The 17723-nt window shown below is 57.3% G+C and carries 18 protein-coding genes; 5 read left to right on the top strand and 13 right to left on the bottom strand.

Annotated elements, in window-relative coordinates:
• Positions 1–50: 50 nt before the first annotated feature.
• Positions 51–611, bottom strand: coding sequence for a PadR family transcriptional regulator (locus tag F4V43_RS11090; protein ID WP_150458308.1), 561 nt, complete (start codon positions 609–611; stop codon positions 51–53).
• Positions 612–719: 108 nt separating this feature from the next.
• On the opposite strand from F4V43_RS11090, the gene F4V43_RS11085 reads away from it, so the two are divergent.
• Positions 720–1529 (top strand): 4Fe-4S binding protein, encoded by an 810-nt coding sequence (locus F4V43_RS11085; protein WP_150458307.1) that lies wholly within the window; start codon positions 720–722, stop codon positions 1527–1529.
• 86 nt (positions 1530–1615) lie between these two features.
• Entirely contained in the window at positions 1616–2611 is a 996-nt protein-coding gene (locus F4V43_RS11080; protein ID WP_150458306.1) for an acryloyl-CoA reductase, read from the top strand.
• Between the two features lie 102 nt (positions 2612–2713).
• Here F4V43_RS11080 and F4V43_RS11075 read toward each other — a convergent pair whose 3' ends face one another.
• The 7 genes from F4V43_RS11075 to hprK form a co-directional block, all read right to left on the bottom strand.
• The gene (locus tag F4V43_RS11075) at positions 2714–4306 is read right to left on the bottom strand and encodes a sensor domain-containing diguanylate cyclase (RefSeq protein ID WP_150458305.1); all 1593 of its coding nucleotides are present in this window, start codon (positions 4304–4306) and stop codon (positions 2714–2716) included.
• A 175-nt stretch (positions 4307–4481) separates the two neighbouring features.
• The gene (lepB, locus tag F4V43_RS11070; RefSeq protein ID WP_191089560.1) at positions 4482–4988 is read right to left on the bottom strand and encodes a signal peptidase I; all 507 of its coding nucleotides are present in this window, start codon (positions 4986–4988) and stop codon (positions 4482–4484) included.
• 58 nt (positions 4989–5046) lie between these two features.
• Positions 5047–5919, bottom strand: a complete 873-nt coding sequence (locus F4V43_RS11065) for an SDR family oxidoreductase (protein WP_150458303.1) — start codon at positions 5917–5919, stop codon at positions 5047–5049.
• Positions 5920–6107: 188 nt separating this feature from the next.
• A complete protein-coding gene (locus F4V43_RS11060) occupies positions 6108–6653 on the bottom strand; it encodes a putative ABC transporter permease (RefSeq protein WP_150458302.1) in 546 nt (181 codons plus the stop codon).
• A gap of 174 nt (positions 6654–6827) precedes the next feature.
• On the bottom strand, positions 6828–7025 hold the full coding sequence (locus tag F4V43_RS11055) for a hypothetical protein (RefSeq protein ID WP_150458301.1): 198 nt from the start codon (positions 7023–7025) through the stop codon (positions 6828–6830).
• Positions 7026–7180: 155 nt separating this feature from the next.
• Positions 7181–7354, bottom strand: a complete 174-nt coding sequence (locus tag F4V43_RS19725) for a hypothetical protein (protein WP_191089559.1) — start codon at positions 7352–7354, stop codon at positions 7181–7183.
• A gap of 84 nt (positions 7355–7438) precedes the next feature.
• Complete coding sequence (hprK, locus tag F4V43_RS11050; protein WP_150458300.1) at positions 7439–8356, bottom strand: HPr(Ser) kinase/phosphatase; 918 nt, start codon at positions 8354–8356, stop codon at positions 7439–7441.
• 247 nt (positions 8357–8603) lie between these two features.
• On the opposite strand from hprK, the gene ahpC reads away from it, so the two are divergent.
• Positions 8604–9167, top strand: coding sequence for an alkyl hydroperoxide reductase subunit C (ahpC, locus tag F4V43_RS11045; protein WP_150458299.1), 564 nt, complete (start codon positions 8604–8606; stop codon positions 9165–9167).
• 27 nt (positions 9168–9194) lie between these two features.
• Positions 9195–10724 (top strand): alkyl hydroperoxide reductase subunit F, encoded by a 1530-nt coding sequence (ahpF, locus tag F4V43_RS11040; RefSeq protein ID WP_150458298.1) that lies wholly within the window; start codon positions 9195–9197, stop codon positions 10722–10724.
• 191 nt (positions 10725–10915) lie between these two features.
• Here the strand turns inward: ahpF and F4V43_RS11035 are convergent, their stop codons facing one another.
• From F4V43_RS11035 to F4V43_RS11020, 4 genes are all read right to left on the bottom strand, one after another.
• Complete coding sequence (locus tag F4V43_RS11035; protein WP_150458297.1) at positions 10916–11761, bottom strand: SDR family oxidoreductase; 846 nt, start codon at positions 11759–11761, stop codon at positions 10916–10918.
• Positions 11762–11778: 17 nt separating this feature from the next.
• Entirely contained in the window at positions 11779–12357 is a 579-nt protein-coding gene (locus F4V43_RS11030; RefSeq protein WP_150458296.1) for a TetR/AcrR family transcriptional regulator, read from the bottom strand.
• Between the two features lie 142 nt (positions 12358–12499).
• Positions 12500–13375 (bottom strand): beta-1,6-N-acetylglucosaminyltransferase, encoded by an 876-nt coding sequence (locus tag F4V43_RS11025; RefSeq protein WP_150458295.1) that lies wholly within the window; start codon positions 13373–13375, stop codon positions 12500–12502.
• Between the two features lie 120 nt (positions 13376–13495).
• On the bottom strand, positions 13496–13936 hold the full coding sequence (locus tag F4V43_RS11020) for a VOC family protein (RefSeq protein ID WP_150458294.1): 441 nt from the start codon (positions 13934–13936) through the stop codon (positions 13496–13498).
• Between the two features lie 179 nt (positions 13937–14115).
• Here F4V43_RS11020 and F4V43_RS11015 point away from each other — a divergent pair, with 179 nt between their 5' ends.
• Positions 14116–14766: a TetR/AcrR family transcriptional regulator gene (locus F4V43_RS11015; protein WP_150458293.1), complete on the top strand. Its 651-nt coding sequence runs from the start codon at positions 14116–14118 to the stop codon at positions 14764–14766.
• Positions 14767–14875: 109 nt separating this feature from the next.
• On the opposite strand, the gene F4V43_RS11010 is transcribed toward F4V43_RS11015, so the two are convergent.
• Complete coding sequence (locus F4V43_RS11010; protein WP_150458292.1) at positions 14876–17524, bottom strand: adenosylcobalamin-dependent ribonucleoside-diphosphate reductase; 2649 nt, start codon at positions 17522–17524, stop codon at positions 14876–14878.
• Positions 17525–17723 lie beyond the last annotated feature (199 nt).

The raw sequence follows: 17723 nt of genomic DNA, 5'->3' as shown, positions 1-17723 counted from the left end.
GAATTCCCCGCCTTCTGTCAGGTCCAGGGAGGTCCGGCCTCCGCGGCCGGTTACTTCTCCTTCTCCCCCGCTTCTTCCAGCAGCTTCAACGCCCGGTCCGCCCAGCGCAGGTAAGCGCCGTAGATCTCTTCCCCGAACAGCACCGTCAAGTAGTAGTACAAATGATCCGGGCTCTCCTTCAGGACCCGCTCCAGATTGCCCGCAAAAACTCCCATCAGCTCCGCATTCTGCGCATGGCGCTCCCGGAACGCTGTTATCCGCCGACGGTTCTCTTCGGCCGGGACGGCGGCGCCGAAGAACAGCTTGACCAGCACTTCGTATTTGACATATTCCCGGGATTCCGGAAGCCCCAGCCAACGGCGGAGCTCCTCCTGCCCGGCCGCCGTTATGCGGTACAGGCTGCGCTCCGGCCCTCTCCCCCTCTTCGCGGCGGCGCGCTCGATCAACGCGTCTTCCTCCATCGTCTTCAGGGTCGGATAGATCTGACCGTAACCGATCTCCCAGAAATGACGGATCATGCCGTCGATCCTCTTCTTGATATCATAGCCGCTCAGCTCCTCATGGTTCAGCAAGCCGAGAATAATGTAAATCGTATGATTCATTTTGGCCATACAGACCCCTCCCGTTCAGAGCGATAAATCTCACTCCCTTGACTATATCATGATGATATAGTTAAGACAAAAAAACGGCCGGATCAGGCCGCTGCGGGAGGATAACAGATGCCCAGACGACAGAAAATTCGCAGGCTGCTGCTGTTCGTATCGTTCTTGTTTTTTCCGGCGACCCTGTACTATTTCTCGCCTTATCTCATCCTTACGGGCGGAGCCGCAGGCGTTGTGAGCGGCAGCTTTCTGATGTTCGCCGCCTTGTTTCTCGGATCGCTGGTCTTCGGGCGCGCCTTCTGCGGCTGGCTCTGTCCGGCCGGCGGCCTGCAGGAATGCTGCCGGACGGTCGTGGATACCCGCCTTCCCGGGCGACGGATGGACCGGATCAAGTTCTGGATCTGGGTCCCCTGGCTGATCGGCATCGCCGCTGCCTTTGTCCACGCCGGCGGCATCCGCTCGGTCCATCCGTTCTACATGACGAATCACGGCTTCTCCGCCGCCGATCTGCCGGGTCTGGCCACTTATTTCGCCGTGGTCGCCCTTATAGCCGGGCTGGCGATGATTACCGGACGCCGCGCCATGTGCCGCTCTATCTGCTGGATGGCGCCGTTTATGATACTTGGCGTCCGGCTCCGGAATCGTCTTGGGCTGCCATCCCTGCGCCTTGTCGCCGATCCCTCCCGTTGTACCGGCTGCGGGACCTGCTCCCGCAACTGTCCCATGAGTCTGGAAGTAGCCAGGATGGTTCGATCCGGCCGGAACGATCACCCGGATTGCATTCTCTGCGGCGTCTGCGCAGATGGCTGTTCCCGAGGCGTGTTGTCCTTCGCTTTTCAGACTCCGTCCCGGAACTCCGCAGGAGAGGGGCGCCCTCACCCGGCAGCCGAATCCCCCTCCGCTGCGCCAAGCGGCAAGCTTCATTGACACGGACCGCTGTGCAAGCGCAGAATAATGGGGTTAATAGACCTATAGAAGAACAGCAGCACAGCAAAGGAGCCTAACGACTAACGATGGAAACCGCATTTCAAGCTTTGGTGGCCGATCAGGCCGAGACTTTCTCTCTAGCCGTACAGCGCCTCGAGACCGGCGATCTTTCCGCCGGCGAAGTGTTGATCCGGGTACAATACTCCGGCGTCAATTACAAGGACGGTCTGGCGTCCGTTCCGAACAGCACGATCGTCAAGGCGTATCCCTTCATTCCCGGCATTGATCTGGCGGGGGAGGTCGTCTCGTCCGAAGACAATCGCTACAAGCAGGGCGACGCCGTCCTCGTCACCGGTTACGGTCTGGGCGTCACACACTTCGGCGGCTTCAGCGAGTATGCCCGCGTTCCGGCGGACTGGATTGTTCCAATACCGGAGGGTCTCACCGCCCGGGAAGCCATGATTCTGGGAACTGCTGGATTTACGGCAGCGCTGTCGGTTCAAGCGCTGGAGCAGAGCGGCATCGTTCCCGAACGGGGCACCGTTCTGGTGACCGGCGCAACCGGGGGCGTAGGCAGTTCGGCCGTAGCCATGCTCGCCCGCCTGGGCTATCATGTGGCGGCCAGCACAGGCAAGCCGGATGAATCCGGATTTCTGCACAGCCTTGGAGCGGCAGAGGTTCTCTCCCGCACCGACGTCTACGACCCGGAAGCCAAGCAGCGCCCGCTGGACAAGCAGCGCTGGCAGGCCGCCGTCGATCCGGTCGGCGGACCGCAGCTGGCCTCGATCCTGAGCAAGATCGCCTACGGAGGCGCGGTGGCCGTCAGCGGCCTGACCGGAGGCGCGGCGGTTCCGGTAACCGTCATGCCCTTCATTCTGCGCGGCGTCAGCCTGCTTGGCATTGATTCCGTAGAGTGCCCGGCCGAGCTTCGCCGCCGTGTCTGGAGCCGTCTGGGCACCGATCTGAAGCCTGCCGAGCCGGAGAAGCTCGTTGACCGGGAAATCGGTCTAAGCGAACTGCCCCAAGCGCTCAGCGATATTCGGAACGCCAAAATGCGCGGCCGCACCCTGGTGCGGCTGTAGACAGACCGGTCATGGACAGCTCGAAATGACCAATAAGCCTCCGTTCCTTGAGCAGGAAAGGAGGCTTATTTGCGTGAAAACCCCGTCTGATGATGCCTCGTTTTAGAAATCGGTTCCGGCGCGGACCGTCCGGTTGCGTCCCGCATCCTTGGCACTATAGAGCGCAGCGTCCGCCTGACGGAACAGCTCGTCGCCCGTCTCCGCGTGCAGCGGATACTCGGCGATGCCTTGGGAGACCGTTACAGGAACCGCCTGGCCGTCCTTGGATTCCCCGATCGACCGCCGAATCCGCTCGGCCACCTCATACGCCTCCGTTCCCCCGGTCCCTCTCAGGAGAATAACGAATTCTTCACCTCCGTAGCGGCAGCAAATGTCTCCTGGCCGTACCATGGACGACATTCGGCCGGCCACCAGCTGCAGAACCGCATCCCCGGTCTGATGACCGTAAGCATCATTGATATCCTTGAATTTATCCACATCCAGCGCAATAAGGGAGAACGGAATCTGCAGATCCATCCACTGCTCCATAGAGGCTTCCATCACCCGCCGGTTAACGAGCCCGGTCAGCGGGTCGGTCATCGCCGCGTGCGTCAGCTCCTCCCGCTGGCGGCGCACATTGCGGATCGCAACGCGCAGCGCCCGGGCCAGCAGATCGGCCTCCCGGATCAGATGGACTCTTCGTCCCGGGACCTCCAGATGCTCGTCGCCGATTCGCCCGACCAGATTCGCCAGGAGAACAAGCGGGCGAACCAGTCTCCGCGCGCACCAGACCACGGCGGCCGCCAGCAAGGCGTACGGAAGAATCATGCTCTTCAATTCGTCGCGTATACTCCCGTTGAGCTGCTCGTACACCAGGCTCATGGGAGAGACAACTACGATCCCCCAGCCGTTGGCCTGAACACTGGAATACCCGGCCAGCACTTCCTGGCCATCCGGATCAAGCGTCTTCATCTGCCCGCTCTGGAGATTCTTCAGCCGTTGAATCAGCTCCCCTTCGCCTGCGCTGGTGCCGAGCCGCTTGTTGTCCGGGTAGAACAACAGCTCCCCTTCCGTCCCAACCACATAGGAATAGGAACCGTCGCGCTCCCGGCCTGCGCCGAAGAGCAGACTCAGCACATTGTCCTGATCCAGATAAATCGAACCGCCTACAGCTCCGGCATAAATCCCGTTCTTGTCGTACACCGGGTAACTCATGTACACAATCAGACGTTCGGCGAGCGGGGAGAACAAGGGGCGCGAGACGAATGGCTCGAGCAGCTGGACAGCGGCCGTCTGCTGGATCAGCAGGGGCACCTTGCTTCCTTCTGCCTTCAGATTAATCGGGGCCGCCGCCTGAATGACGCCCTCGGTGTTGATCAGCACCAGCGAATTGAAGTGCCCGCTGCTGCTCCGCGCCAGCTCCAAGTGGCGGCGAATCACTTCGTTGTCGGCGGGTTCCCGGCCGATGCCGGAAGCGGCCGATTTCAAGGTTTCTTCCATGGAGCGGAAGAGCCGGCTCATCGTAAAGGCCATTTTCTCGGAATTGGAAGCGTTTATCGTTAAGGTCGCGTTAATCAGCGATTGTTTCTTCGATTGGTAGGTGGCGGCCAGAAGAATCAACGAGGAGAACACGGTGGAGACGAGCACCAGAAGAGTAAGCAACGTGGTCAGACTGACTCTGCGCCGCCCTAACACCCGGGACAGAAGCCGGTTCATGAGGTCCCCCCTTTTAACATCTTATATCCCATTATATCGAAAATTTTTCGCAAAAACGTATACCAAAACTTGAGAATTCCTCTTCCGGTCCCACAAAAAAACCGCGCCCTCGCGGGCACGGCTGCTATGTATGGCGCTTGGCGCTGATTATCGGTTCGGCTGCGCGCGGAGCCGCTTAGCGGGTCAAACGTCCTACCGGGATATCCAGAATGACTTTGCCGATGATTTCGTCTTTGTCCACGAATGGAGTAGTTGGCCATAAATGAGAATCATAACTGATGTTTCGGTTATCGCCCAGGAAGAAATACTTGTTCTCCGGCACCGTCACCGGCCCGAAGCTGTAATTCATCGTCACCGCCAGATAGGGCTCTTCGACCTGGGCTCCATTGCGGTAGAGACTGCCGTCCTTGACTTCCACAATGTCGCCCGGCAGACCGATCAGCCGTTTCACATACGGCGTGTGCCCATGTTCGACCGGCGGGTTGAAGACCACCAGATCGCCGAACTTCAGCGTCGTCAGCCAGAGCATCTTCTCTACCAGGACGCGGTCGCCCACCTGGATGGTCGGGACCATGGAATCGGTTGGAACTTTCATCGCTTCAGCCACATAATTACGGATCAGCAGAGACAGCACCACGGCAATGAATACGGTAGGAACCCACTGTTTCAGCCATTTGTACAAGAAGCTTACCTCCTTCATAATCGCGTTGAGTCCATCCAGCTTCTCTCAAAGCGTTCTTCTAAGGCGTTCTCCGCCTCAAGGCAAATCGGACCAGACGTTCATACAGCCGCCAAGGCAGCAGAGACTTGACGGAAGGCAGCAGCCGGGCGGCGCGGCCGGGCGCGTAGCGAAGCTTCGGCGAGCGAAGATCGACGAGCCGGCCGACCAGATCCGCCACCTCCTGCGGATCGGGCGCTCCGGCCGCCGACCGCTTTGTAAAGGCCAGGACGGCATCCAGCTGCCGCCGATACGGAGAGTCGGGAACCGCAGAGACCGTATCCATCCCTTTCTCCCAAATGGCCGTCCGGTAAGATCCCGGTTCGATCAGCACCACCTGAATTCCCCAGGGACTCATCTCATGCCTGAGACTCTCGCTGAAGCCCTCCAGAGCGAACTTGGATGACGCATAGGGGCCGAACCCCGGAAATGCCGTTCTTCCGCTGACGCTCCCCATGTTGATAATCCGGCCGCTCCGCCGCTGGCGCATGCCGGGCAGCACGGCCCGGGTGACGGCGACGAGCCCGAAGAAGTTCGTCTCCATCTGCAGACGCCACTCTTCCAGCGGAACCTCCTCCGTGAAGCCGCCCGCAGCGTAGCCGGCGTTGTTGACCAGCACATCAATTCTACCATATTCTTTCAGCAGGAACGAGACGGCAGCTTCGATGCTGCCGGACTCCGTTACATCCAAGCGCAGAACAACAATCCGGTTCCAGACCCCTGCGCGCTTCGCCCGGCTCTCCAGCTCCTCTCCCCGGCTGACCGGGTCCCGCATGGAGGCGGCTACCCGGTATCCCCGTTCCGCCAGCTTTACCGCAATCCGGACCCCGAATCCGCTGGACGCTCCGGTAACGAGAGCTACCCGCTCTTCGGCGACCAGCGCCGTATCCTTCATGGTGTGACCTCCCCTGCCCGATACGCCAGACGGCGCATGATCCGTCATTCGGCCTTACACTCGTTCCATTCTAGCACAGATTCTCTGGGGAAGTCTTCCAAATTTTTGATAGTTAATCAGAGGAAGTCTATGCCAAAAAGGCCCTCGCCGCTTTGAAGCGGCGAAGGCCTCCTATCCCTTTCCTTACGCTATCCCTTCTGCAGGTCGCCCCCAAACTCTGCCGCCGGCCGTCGCCGCACACGCCAGGTCCAGGCAAAATCGGCAGCCAGCAGGACCAGTACCATTGGCACAAGCGTGTTCCAGAGCGGGGCGCCCCCGGCGTACAGGCTGCTCATGAACGGCTGAAGCCATAAGAGTACGGCGGCCGAGAGCGCCCACCAATACATCGAGAAACGAAGACAGATATGGCCCCCCCACTGAAAACGATGGTTGCCGTAATGCCACCAGCCACGCCCGAAACACCGGTTCAGCCACACTCCGCTGGCATACTCGACCGCAGACGGAACCATGAGGGTCAGCAGCGCAAAAAGGTACCAGGAGAGCGAGGTTCCCCCGGCTGCAACCAGCACCGCGGGCGCAAAGCCATACATCGGCTTGTAGGGCCCTTTCAGGAAATTCTCCTTCAGAAACGTTCCGGCGCTGTAACGGTTATAGAACGACTCCAGCATCCATCCGAGCACGGCATATCCCAGAAAATAGAATGCATACTCCCGCCAATCACTCCCGCCTGCCATCAGCAGCCCTCCCTCCGAAATAGATTGAGCTTTAGTATGGCTATAAACCGGACGGCCTATGCCGAACCAATCCTGGAGAATCCGCGCCAAAAAGCCCGCCGGGTTCGCGGAGATCGCGATAACCGCCGGGCACCCTGTCCGGCGCTCCGTTCCGAGCGCCTCTTCCGTTCTTCCCTAGGCCTGTCCGGACGAATTCGCTCCGTCCTCCCGGCCATTCTGCCCGTATCCGGGACTGTCTCCGCGATTCCGCAGCGCTTCCGTCTTGAGGGCGTTTCGAAGCGTCTGTTCCGGCCCGTTCGCCTTCTCTTCCTGACTTGCAGCGGCTTCTTCCCGGTTCTGGCGGGGACGAACGCCCCGGTTCCGATCTCGCATCGCCATTCCTCCTGCCTTCCTGGGATGGGTGCCGGCTGTCCGGCTTGTCCCTTAGTATACTTGAATATCCTTCCTTTCCCAAGGGCCGCTGCACGACAAACAGGGCTTCCGCTGCGGAAGCCCTGCGCTTGGCCGGATATCCGTTTATCCGTTCCTCAGGATTTGGGATTCGGGTCCGGATGGGCGGATTCGGCTGGCTTGGCTACCCATTCGTCGGCTTCCGGCTCAATGTCGACGCCGTTCTCCATCTTCTTCTGCTCCGCGAGGGAGTCGCTGTCTTTGTCTTCCCGGTTGCGGATTTCCGCTTCGTTCTGTTTGTAATCGGACATCGTCAATTCCTCCTTGGCTTGGATTCATAACATATAGTTACCCGATGGACCGGTTTACAAACATTTTCCGGGCTTCCCGGTCTGTCAGCTTCCCATCCCTTCCTCGATCCGCTTCATGAAATCCTCGGCCGCGCTGTACCCGAGCTGCTTCAGGTACCAGTTGTTGGCCGCCGCCTCGATCAGACCGGCGACATCCCGCCCCGGCTGGAGCTGAACCTCGATATGGGGAATGCGGACGCCCAAATATTCCGTATCCTGCGGCACCACCTCCAGCTGGTTGTTCAGCGCCTGATCCTGCCACGGGGCCAGCTCGATATCCAGCACAATCCGGGTCTCGTCCTGGAAGGCCCGCCGCCCGTATTGCCGCACCACATTGATGAGCCCGATGCTGCGGAGGGCAAGGAACTCGCGCGTGGTTTCATTATGGGTGCCGAGCAGCGTCGCCGGCCCCAGCTTCTTCAGGACGACGATATCATCGGCGACGAACCGGTGCCCCCGGCGGATCAGCGTGTGCGCCGTCTCGCTTTTGCCGATGCCCGAGCGGCCTCTCAGCAGAATCCCGATGCCCGACACATTGACGCACACGCCGTGGATCGACATTTCGGGCGCCAGCGCCTTCGTCAGAAATCCGTCCAGCCGCGAGATAAATTCCGTCGTGGTCTCCTCCGTCCGCAGAAGCGGGATGCCTTCCTGCTCGCAGAACAGCTTGAGATATGGAATTTCCTGCTGCCCAGAGGTTACAATAAAGCAAGGGGGGTGGTATTTGACGATATTCCCGATATGAAGCTCGCGTTCGTCCAAATCCTGCTTAAGCAGATAGGTGATCTCCTTGCGTCCCAGCACCTGAACCCGGTTCATGGGGAAATAGTCGAAGTACCCGACAAATTCAAGGCCCGGACGGTGCGCCCGGGGCCGGGTAACCGTGCGAGCCAGCCCCGCTTCTCCGGCAAGCAGCTCAAGCTTGAATTGGTTCATCAGGGTCTGAACGGTGACCACTTTCATGAGGTTTCTCCTCCTGCAATTGAGTTAAGGTGGTTACAGCATGCGCGTTTTGGCTGTTAATTAATGATTTCGAGGATTCGATTCCGATTCCTGCCCCTTAGGAGAAACGGTCGGCTTATTGAACGAATTGTGAATACCAACTTCGTACCTTGACAAATAATAATAACTAGATGATAATCATTATCAATAAATAACCGCTATTTTCTATGGCGGCTATATACCATTTAATCTTAGGAGGAACCTGTATATGTCTCTGATTGGAAAAGAAGTCCTGCCTTTTAAAGCCAACGCCTACCACAACGGCAACTTCATCGAAGTGTCCGAAGCCGATTTCAAAGGCAAGTGGAGCGTGGTCTGCTTCTATCCGGCCGACTTCACGTTTGTCTGCCCGACTGAACTGGAAGACCTGCAGAACGAATACGAAACGCTGAAGAGCCTGGGCGTGGAAGTCTATTCCGTATCGACCGACACCCATTTTACACATAAAGCATGGCATGATCACTCCGAAGCGATCGGCAAAATTACTTACGTGATGATCGGCGACCCTTCGCACACCATTTCCCGCAACTTCGACGTTCTGAACGAAGCATCGGGCATGGCCGATCGCGGAACCTTCATCATCGACCCGGACGGCGTGATTCAGACGGTAGAAATCAACGCCGACGGCATCGGCCGCGACGCCAGCATTATCGTTGACAAGATCAAGGCTGCCCAATATGTGCGCAAGAACCCGGGTGAAGTCTGCCCGGCCAAATGGAAAGAAGGCGGCGAGACGCTGAAGCCGAGCCTCGATCTCGTAGGCAAGATCTAACTGTATTCATTGAGGAGTTGAACCTGAATGGCACTGGACGCGGATATCAAAGCACAATTAAATCAATATCTTCAGCTTCTGGAAGGCGAGGTCCGGATCAAGGCCAGCGCGGGAACCGACGATGTCTCCCACGAGATGATGTCCCTGCTGAATGAGCTGGCCGAAATGTCCGGCCGGATTACGGTAGAGCCGGCCGTGCTGGAACGCACGCCAAGCTTCAGCGTGAACCGCCCGGACGCGGAGACCGGCATCGTATTTGCCGGGATTCCGCTCGGACATGAATTCACTTCGCTCGTGCTCGCGCTGCTGCAGGTCAGCGGCCGGGCGCCCAAAGCGGAGCAGAGCGTCATCGACTCGATCAAGGCGCTGAAAGGCGATTACCGGTTCGAAACGTACATCAGTCTGAGCTGTCACAACTGCCCGGACGTCGTTCAGGCGCTTAACCTGATGAGCGTGCTCAACCCGGGTGTATCGCATACCATGATCGACGGTGCCGCCTTCAAGAACGAAGTGGAGAGCAAGAACGTCATGGCCGTTCCCTCTGTCTATCTGAACGGCGAATTCTTCGCCAGCGGCCGGATGACGGTGGAAGAAATCCTGGCGAAGCTCGGCAGCACAGCCGATGCCTCCGACTTCTCGGACAAGGAGCCATTTGATGTGCTTGTCGTCGGCGGCGGTCCGGCCGGCGCCAGCGCCGCGATCTACGCGGCCCGCAAAGGCATCCGCACCGGCGTTGTAGCCGAGCGCTTCGGCGGCCAGGTCAATGACACGGTCGGCATCGAGAACTTCATCAGTGTGAAATACACCGAAGGTCCGAAGCTGGCTGCGAGCCTGGAAGAGCATGTCAAGGAATACGAGGTCGACATCATGAAGCTTCAGCGGGCCGTTCGTCTGGAGAAGAAAGACCTCATCGAAGTCGAGCTGGAGAACGGCGCTGTGCTGAAGAGCAAGACCGTGATTCTCTCCACCGGCGCCCGCTGGCGCAATGTCGGCGTTCCCGGCGAGGAACAGTTCAAGAACAAAGGCGTGGCCTACTGCCCGCACTGCGACGGACCGCTGTTCGCCGGCAAGCATGTCGCCGTTATCGGCGGCGGCAATTCCGGCATCGAAGCGGCCATCGATCTTGCAGGTATCGTTAAGCACGTGACTGTGCTGGAGTTCCTGCCTGAACTTAAGGCCGATTCTGTACTTCAGGAACGTCTGTACAGCCTTCCGAACGTTACGGTTCTGAAGAATGTGCAGACCAAGGAAATCACCGGCACCGACAAAGTGGACGGCATTACCTATGTTGAACGCGACACCGGCGCTGAACAGCACATCAACCTCGAAGGCGTTTTTGTCCAAATCGGCCTGGTTCCCAATACCGACTGGCTGGCCGATTCGCTCGACCGCACCCGGTTCGGCGAGATCATCGTCGATAATCATGGCGCAACCAGCATCCCCGGCGTCTTCGCCGCGGGCGACTGCACCAACAGTCCTTACAAGCAGATCATTATCTCCATGGGTTCCGGCGCTACCGCCGCCCTGGGCGCATTCGATTATCTGATCCGCAACTAACCCGCGATGCCTCGCGGTTCCTGTAACGAAGAAGACATCCTCCCCCATGGAGAAGGATGTCTTTTTTGTCTTTTTGTCTCTTTTTTGTCCCAGGCCAGACAGAAGCCAGCCTCTTGCGGGCAGAGAAAGGCGGGTTGCCCTCTCTTCGCTGCACGCTTTCTTCAGAAAGCTCTTGTACCGCGCAGGAACGCCTATATCCAGGAGTCCCGGTAGTCCTCCAGATACTGCTTCAGCTTCGTCGGCTTGCGGCCGGTCATCGTCTCATAATCGCGGCGGATGCCCTTGGCCAGCCCCAGCTTGGTCGGAATATGAATGCCCACCACGACATTCACGAAGGCCGGGTCGGTCCCTTGTTTCAGCATATACGCCTTGAAATCCTTCACCGAAGGATTGGCGTAGGTGATCGGCCGCCCCAATACGCCGGTCATGGCCTCGGCCACCTCGTAGAAGTCGGGTGCCTCCTCCCCTGTCAGCACATAGGCCCGGCCTTGATGCCGGTCGGGATGGTTAAACGCCTCCACGGCCGCTTCGGCCAGATCTCTGGCATCTACAAAGCTGGTCCGCCCTTTGCCCGCCGCCACAAAGATCCGGTTATTCTTCACCAGCTCGCCCCGCAGGAAATCATTCAGATTCTGCATGAAATACCCGGCCCGCAAAAAAGTGAACGGGATTCCCGAACGGCGGATGAGCTTCTCGTTCCGGTAATGATGGATAAACGGCAGATACTGAATGTCTTTCAGGGACAAATAGACGATGTGGCGAACGCCTGCTTTCTTGGCCGCTTCGATAAAGCCGGCAAAATCCACAGCGTCGCCGGGCGGATAAATCAGGAAGATGCGGTCGATTCCCGTCAGCGCCGGCCGAAACGTCGAAGAATCGGACAGATCCAGCCGTACGAACCGGTAACGGTCTCCGTAGGCGGACCGGGCTTTCTCGACATTGCGGACCGCGTTCACAAAATCATGTTCATCATGCTCCAGCTTATTCGCGACTTCCCGACCGACTTTACCGTTGAAGCCGGTAACCAGAATGCTCATTGCCAATCCTTCTTTCTTCATGAAGTGGAGTCCAGCATGAGCCGGACGGCTGCCTTAGCGGCGCGGAGGGGGTCCGCATTTCCTTTGGCAAAAGAGACCAGGCAGGCGCCCTCAATCAAGGCGTTGACGGCGGCGCCCAGAAGCCGCGCCTGCTCGTCTTCCCTGCCGGCCTGCCTCAGCTTCTCCGCGAAGCGCTGCTCGAAGCCTGCGTAGGCCTGCACACAGGCTTCCCGCAGCCGGCTGCTCGTCAGCGCGGTCTCCAGCGCAACCGAGGCAATCGGAATGCCCAGGCCTCCCCGGTCCTCCGGAAAGTGCTTCGCCATCTCTTCGATCAGCGCTTCGACCGCCTCCGCCGGGCTCTCCGCTCCCGACAAATGCCGGTCCAGCAGCTCCCCGACGAAGGCTGCATTGGTCTCCACCGCCTCTGCCGCAAGCTGCTCCTTCCCTCCGGGAAAATGATAATAGAGCGAGCCCTTCGGCGCCCCGCTCTCCTTGATAATCTGGTTGATTCCGGTGCCGTGATACCCTTGAAGCCGGAACAGGCGGGAAGCCGTCTGTATAAACTTCTGCCGGGTATTCTCCGTCGGCTTGTCCATTGCGCACCTTCCGTTCCTTTGTGATTAATCTGTAGACCAGTCTCTATAATTTGATTATACAGGATGACGCTCCGTTTTGTATAGGCATATCCCCGGCACAGCCCGGAACATTAAAGGGCGCCCCGGTCGGGGCGCCTTCTCTTCAAGCTTCCAGCAGCAGATGGTCGATGATCTCCCGGTCCACGTCAAGGTCGAACTTGCGTCCCCAGAAGCAGCCCTGGCCCTTCTCCCGGATGCGGCTGTAGTCCTCCAAGCGGAGCGTGCGCGGATAATCCGGCCCGGTATCCCAGTCCGTATACCGCTTGATCTCATTCACGACATTCTCCCGGTAGGGACTGTTCAGAATAAGGGTATGGAAGTAGACTTCATCGCCGCAAAAGGAATGCCGGAACAGCCGGTCGTAATCCGGATTGCCGCCGATATAGTCCAGCATGTATTCCATGCAGGCTCCCGTGATGGACATCCAGTTCGACCCCTTGTACAGTTCGTCCGGGAGTGCGTCCAGCTTGCGCCTCAGAAACGGCACTCTCATGACTACATTCGTGTACCGGTCGCGGAGGCGGGTTATCCGTCTGTCTTTGGAGATCAGAAATCTCGGATAATAGACCGACACCCGGTAGAGGCACCCCCACATCTCCGTGCTGTTCGGCAGCTTCACATGCTTGACGAATTCCTTGCCCTCGGCGGCCTTGAAGAATTCGGCGATCGTCCGGTTCGGAACAAGCGGCAGATCCTGCCCGCTGATCAGATGAACATAATCATAGGCATCCGTCTCCCGGATCAGCCTGAAGCATTTCAGCACACTCTCGATTTGACTGTAATGCCCCCACTGCACCATGACCGGCTCCCGGACAAAATGAATATCCGGCCGGTGCCGGATTTCGTGCTCAATCCCGCTCTCTGCATCGACATGCAGAAAGAACTCCACATGCTCATCCTTCAAAGATTCCAGCAAAAGATTAATTTGCTGCGGATTCTTGTGGCAAAGAACCACATAAGCCATCTTGAACCGCTTCACGGCGCTCACCTTCCTTTCATTTCCTTTCGGTCGATTATAGAGGAAGGGAGGGGCCGGGGCAACCCTCTTAAGTACAAAAACGCACTATCTTTCTTATAAAACAGCAACTTCCAACGAATGTTACTGATGTTTCATAATTTGAATCTCCATTCCCCAAGAAGTGGTTATATAAAAGAAACCAAGAGGGCTGAGTTCTCTAACGAACACATCGGATTGCTCTTTAAAATAACTTAAAGCAGCATCCAAATCGGTAACTGTTAAAGCTAGATGCGAAGCCCCGGTATCACTTGGTTTTGGTTGAACATTCTGTTGATCTGGAGCCGACCATTGCACCAACTCGATTTTTCGACCTCCATATTGCAAAAAGGCTGCTCCTTCAACCACTGAATTTTCGTGAACCCCAAAATATCTTTTCAAACTATCGTCTTCAAATTGCAGCCTACCTGGTCGAAATAGCACTTCAAAACCTAATGTTTTTTCAAAGAAATCAACTGCTACATTAATGTTAGGTACGACAAATCCCGAATGGTCAATGGTTCCTTGGAAAATTGAATTTTTCATAAATTTCATCTCTCCTTATTTTCTAGAATCGCTGGACTAGCCGCTATAAAGTGTTGATTAGTGTTGATTAACTACCACAATACTTATTATAATAGACTCCAAAGTTAATACAATAATCAATGAATCCATAGTCTGTTCATTAATCATCACAATCACAGTTTACTGAAAGGGCGGATAATTTGTCAGAGAAAATGGATCGCAGAAAACTTCGCACGAAAAACTTACTTCGCAAAGCTCTTTTGGAACTAATCGAGGAAAAAGGCGTGGACGCTATCACAGTTAGTGATATTACCAACCGAGCCGGACTCAATCGTGGAACTTTCTACTTACATTATCAAGATGTTAGCGACCTTTTAGAACAAAATAAATCAGAGGTTTATGGAGGACTAAGAGAGATTATTGTTCAATTGAGCTTTCTTGAATTATTTAACTATGCTTCTAAAGATGAGCCGTATCCAAAAATTACAAGAATTTTTGAGTTTTGTAAATTTCACAGCGAATTTTTTAAAGTCATTTTGGGACCCAAAGGAGATCCATCATTTCTGGAACAAATAAGCCGTTTTATGCAAAATCAATTATCACAGAAGATTCCGGAGTGGCAGCCTCAACAAAATAAAGTCATCGTCCCCCTCGGCTATTTGATAACCTTTGTAATATCAGCCAATATGGGAATCCTTCAACATTGGTTTGCGATGGGCTTAAAAGAAACACCTACTGAACTTGCTTTAATAATCACTCGAATTGTTAGTCAGGGTGTAATTGCTTCTGCCGGCTTGAGTCCTACAACAATTCCAGTGCAAGAATCCGGGACTGGAACATACTTGAATTGAAAAATGGACAGCTGCATAAACGCAGCTGTCCATAGGAGAAACCATTTGAATAAAATGAACTTCCATAATCCATCACACTCAGCGAAGTGCTTTTTGTTTCGGTATTAACTTACCCGCATCTGCTGTATCCGCAATTGCTGCAGGACTTGCAGCCCTCGATGTTAATCAGCGAGGCCGAGCCGCAGGACGGGCACAGGTCCCGAGAGGCCGCGGCGGCATGGTTGTGGCCGTGGCCGCCGTGATCGCCGCTGCCCGCTTCCGGAGCCGCAGCCGCCGGAGCGATCTCCGGCACCTCAAGCGCCAGCGTCGCGGCGATCGGCGCATGGGCGTGCTCTTCGGCCGCGTTATTTTGCGCGTGCGTCTCCAGGGCCTTCGCTACGGCGTCGGCGATGGACTCGACGCGGTTCGCGCCGAAGCCGATCGCGCCGGAGCCGCCGATGCCCTTGAGGTGCTTGATAAGCAGCTCAACCTTGTTGCCGTGGTCGCCGTAGCGCAGGAACAGCGAGCAGACGCGGCCCAGCGCTTCGGCCATGGCGAACACGTCGGAGCCGGCTTTGCCGACGTTCAGGAAGATCTCGGCCGGCGTGCCGTCCAGGTCATTGATGGTGATATACGCCATGCCGAACGGCGTGTTGATCTTGTACGTCGCACCGCGCAGCACCTGCGGACGCTTCTTGTACTGGCGGTCCATGTCGCCGGCCGCCGGCGAAGCCGGAATGGCGGCCGGAGCAGCCAGGGCCGCAGAAGACGTATTCGCGGCGGAGGCTTCGGATGCCGCACTTCCTGCGGAAGCTTGGTCAGCCGGAGTCTCTTTCTTGTCGTCCTTCTTCTCGGTCTGGAGCACCTGCGTGTCGCGGCTGCCGTCGCGGTAGATCGTTACGCCTTTGCAGCCGAGGTCGAAGGCCAGCTCGTACAGCTCCTTCGTCTCTTCGACAGTGAAATCGCTCGGGCAGTTCGCCGTCTTCGAGATGGAGCTGTCCACCCAGCGCTGGATCGCCGCCTGAACGCGGATGTGATCCTTCGCCGACAGGTCCATGGAGGTCACGAAATAGTCCGGCAGCTCCTCGCCGGGATGGGCTTCCAGCCATTCCTGGGCAATCGGCACGAACTGCTCGTCGAAGCCAAGGCGGCTCTGGCGGAAATATTTGAACGCAAAATAAGGCTCAATGCCGGTTGACGTTCCGACCATGGTACCGGTACTGCCGGTCGGCGCTTGGGTGATGACGGTCACGTTGCGCATGCCTTTGGCGCGAATCGCTTCGGCCACTTCCGGATACACCTTCTCCATGTTGGCCATGAAGCCGCTCTGCATGTAGAGCTCGGCGTCGAAGGCCTGGAAGGAACCCTTCTCCTCGGCGATGTCGGCGGATGCCAGATACGCTTCGCGGGCCATGAAGCCGTACAGCTTGTCCAGGAATTCCAGCGATTCCGGACTTCCGTAGCGGACGTTCAGCTTGATCATCAGCTCGGCCAGACCCATGGTGCCCAGTCCGACGCGGCGTTCCTTCTTCTGGTTCGCCTCGTTCTCCGGGAAATGGTACGGCGTCTTGTCGATCACGTTGTCCAGGAAGCGCACGGAATAACGCGTGACCTGGCTCAGCTCCTCCCAGGCGACGTCATGCTTCTCTTCGTCGTAGAACTTGGAGAGGTTCACTGCCGACAGGTTGCAGACGCCCCAAGCCGGCAGACCCTGTTCGCCGCACGGATTCGTGCAGATGATCGGGTTGAAGTACCAGCTGTTGGACATCTGGTTGTAGTATTCCATGAAGACCACGCCGGGCTCGGCGGACTTCCAGGCGGATTCAATAATGATTTGCCAGATTTCGCGCGCTTTGACTGTGCGGTACGGAATGACTTTGCGCCCCGCAGCCTTCCACTTGGCCAGATCGCCGTCCCAGACGTCGTCATAGTCGGCATCGGTCGTATCCGGGAAGACCAGCTCCCAGTCGAGATCTTCCTTGACGGCCTTCATAAAATCGTTGCTGACGCATACGGACAGGTTGGCGTTCGTCACCTGGCCCATCGTCTGCTTGACGGTGATGAAATCGAGCACATCCGGGTGCCAGTCGTTCATCATCAGCATGAGCGCGCCGCGGCGGCTGCCGCCCTGCTCGATCAGTCCCGTCGTGTAGCTGAACAGGCCGCCCCAGGAGACCGAGCCGCTCGACGATCCGTTGACGCCCTTGACGATGGCGCGTCGCGGGCGAAGCGAAGACAGGTTGATGCCGACGCCGCCGCCCCGGGCCATAATCTCGGTCATTTCGGACAGCGTCTCCATGATGCCCCCCCGGCTGTCCTTCGGCGAAGGAATGACATAGCAGTTGAACAGCGTCAGTTCATCGCTTGCACCGGCGCCGGCCGCGATCCGGCCTCCCGGAACGAGCTTCCAGTCGTCCAGAATGGAGCGGAAGTTCTCGGTCCACTGCTCCTGCAGCTCGGGCGTCTTCTCGACCGAAGCCATCGCCGCCGCGAGGCGGTCCCACATTTCCTCCGGCGTCTTCTCGATGTTCAGGGTCAGCTTCTCCACGTCCGACTCTACCAGCTGGCCGCTGCGCGTCTTGACGGTCACCGTCCGGCCGCTGCGTTCGACAATTTCGCCGACTTCCTTCGTCGGGAATTTCGGATCGTCCTTCGTGAGCACCAGCACGACATCGCCCACCTTGGCATTGTTCGTGTCGGCATCCTTCCAGGCATAGCGGTCCAAAAAGATTTTCTCGCTCAGGCCCTCAAGGCGCTGATTGCGCTGCACCGTACTCATATCAATAACCCCTCCTGATTCCATAATCCGATTGTTGTCACTATCCAATAACCCCTCAAGGAAGCGCGTCAAACGCCGAGTTCCCATATTTTTCACAATATGTAGTGGGGTTCAGCCTTTCAACTATACCACATATTGTATCAAAAAGTTTAGTCCAAAATCCGTCCTCCATCTCCCTTTTTTGGGCCAAACGCTGGGC

The organism is Paenibacillus spiritus (assembly GCF_008710135.1).
GTDB classification, from domain to species: domain Bacteria; phylum Bacillota; class Bacilli; order Paenibacillales; family Paenibacillaceae; genus Paenibacillus_AQ; species Paenibacillus_AQ glufosinatiresistens.
This window is presented reverse-complemented; position numbering and strand designations above follow the sequence as displayed.